Below are 2,241 nucleotides of genomic sequence, written 5' to 3'. Positions count from 1 at the left end.
GTGCTTTTCCAGTTTCGCCGAGAGGTTCACCGCGTCGCCGATGACGGTGTATTCCAGCCGGCTTTCGTCGCCGACGGCACCGAAGAGGATGGAGCCGGTCGCCACCGCCCCGTTGACCGTCGGGCAGCTCCGCCCATCGGCGCGGCACTGCGCCTGCCAAGAGGCCGCGGCGGCCATGGCGTCGTCCAGCGCCCGCAGGGCATCGGCGGCATAGCTCTCGGACGGTTCGGCGGCGCCGAAAGTTGCCATGATGCCGTCGCCGAGGAACTTGTCGATGGAGCCGCCGTGGCGCTGGATCACCGGCACCATCTGCTGCTGGTAGTCGGCGAGCAGGCTCATCACCTGGTCCGGCGGCGCCTCGCCGGCCATGCGGGTGAAGCCGCGCATGTCGAGGTTCAGGATGGCCGCCTGGCGCAGCTCGCCGGTGCCGGCGCGGATCTGGTCTTCCGAACCCTTGATGCGCCCGGCGATCTCCGGCGCGAAGAAGCGCGACAGCTCCTGCGCCGCCGCCTGCTCGGAACCCGAACGCACCAAAAGGCTCTTGGCCCGGGCCAGGGCGATGGCAATCAATCCGGTGACCATGAGGATGGAAATGATCTTGTCGAACTCGGCGCCCAGCAGGACGGAGTTGGACGTCATGTAGGCGACATAGTCGCGGGTGATCATGGTGTCGAAAGGATCGTAGTAGATCACGTAGAGGATCATCAGACCCCAGCCGATGGCCGCGACCACCCCGGCCAGCAGCACGAAGCGGGCATCGAAGCGCAGGGCGCGCAAGGCGATGAAAATGAAAACGTAAAGCAGGGTCGGGGCCTTCAGATAGAAAGAGGCCGGCTGCATGTACTGGATGTGGAAGCTCCAGATCAGCACCATCAAGAGGGTCATGTCGAAGAACACCGAGATGGCCAGCGACCAGTCCGGCAGGCGGCCAAGGTGCGACCAGATCACCCGGATGATGGTGAGGACGAGATAGACGGAGAGCGCCCAGGGGACTGGGGCGATATCGACCTCCGGCTTGGGCGAGACGAAGTAGAGGGTTCCGAAGATCACGACGATGCCGAGCTGGATCCAGGAGATCAGCCGTTCCGTCGCATCTTCCTGCGCCCGGACCGCCGCCTTGACCCGCTCCGGCAGACCGGCTTCTCGATCCTTGTGCCACCAGTTCAGCATCAGCCCATCCTCGTCACTGCCCCAGCGGGCTGTGCGTCAGTCCGTTCATTTTAGGCGATGATCCGGTCCCAGGCTGATCGCAGCGCATAACTTCTGCGTGACCGATTTGCGGCCCCAGATCGGGAGACTACCGGGAGATTGCCGGGCCTTGCGGGGGGCGGGAACAGCCCGTTGCCCGGGCGTCTTCCGACATGAACAGCCCGCCGCATTTGGTCGCGCCGCGGGCTCCGGGATCATGGCCGCAGGATCATGCCTTCTTGGGCAACGATGGTGCCGGGGCGCAGCGCCTCGGCCTCCTCGGCGACCCGGTCCATGAAGCTGTCTTCGTGGCTGGGATCGTGATGAAAGATCACCAGCTTCCCGGCGCCGGCCTTCTCGCAGAGACGCACGCCCTCCTGCCAGGTGGAGTGCCCCCAGTTGCGGTATTTGGGAAACTCCTCGTCGGTGTAGGTGCAGTCGTAGATCACCAGATCGGCGCCTTCGATCAGCTCCAGGATGTTGCGGTCCGGCTTGCCCTCCAGATGTTCCGTGTCGGTCACATAGCAGATGGCATGGCCGTGGAAATTGATGCGGTATCCGGTGGCACCGTTGGGGTGGTTCAGCGGCGCGGTGACCAGGCGGACGCCGGGCCGCGGCTCCAGCACGTCGCCGGCGGTGAAGTCGTGGAAGGAGACGTTGGCGGCGAAGATCTTCGGCGGCACCGGGAAGAGGGGGGCGTTCATGAACTGCACCAGAACGTCGTGCAAGGTCAGCTCCGGCACCAGGTGGCCGGCCCAGAGCCGGATGCGGCTGCGCTTGTCAAAGAGAGGCGCGAAGAAGGGCAGGCCGACGATGTGGTCGTGATGGGTGTGGGTGAGGAAGATGTCCGCATCCAGCGGCTTGTCGCCCATCAACGATTTGCCGAGCGGGCGCAGCCCGGTTCCCGCGTCGAACACGAGGATCTTCTCGCCGCAGCGCACCTCCAGGCAGGCCGTGTTGCCGCCGTAGCGAAGGTGCTTCTCGCCGGGGCAGGAAATCGATCCCCGGGTGCCCCAGAAACGAACAAAAAAATCGCCACCGTTCTGCAAAATG

2 protein-coding genes are annotated in these 2,241 nt (G+C 64.9%); both read right to left on the bottom strand.

Features of this window, described 5'->3' with window-relative positions:
• On the bottom strand, positions 1-1,170 hold a 1,170-nt coding region (locus Q0982_RS22540; RefSeq protein ID WP_299400020.1), incomplete at its 3' end, for an adenylate/guanylate cyclase domain-containing protein.
• Positions 1,171-1,403: 233 nt separating this feature from the next.
• A complete protein-coding gene (locus Q0982_RS22535) occupies positions 1,404-2,240 on the bottom strand; it encodes an MBL fold metallo-hydrolase (protein ID WP_299400018.1) in 837 nt (278 codons plus the stop codon).
• Between the last annotated feature and the right edge of the window lies 1 nt (position 2,241).

This window comes from Pelagibius sp. (assembly GCF_028281305.1).
Classification (GTDB): domain Bacteria; phylum Pseudomonadota; class Alphaproteobacteria; order Kiloniellales; family Kiloniellaceae; genus Pelagibius.
The sequence above is the reverse complement of the archived record's forward strand: the minus strand, read 5'-3'. Positions and strand labels throughout refer to the sequence as shown.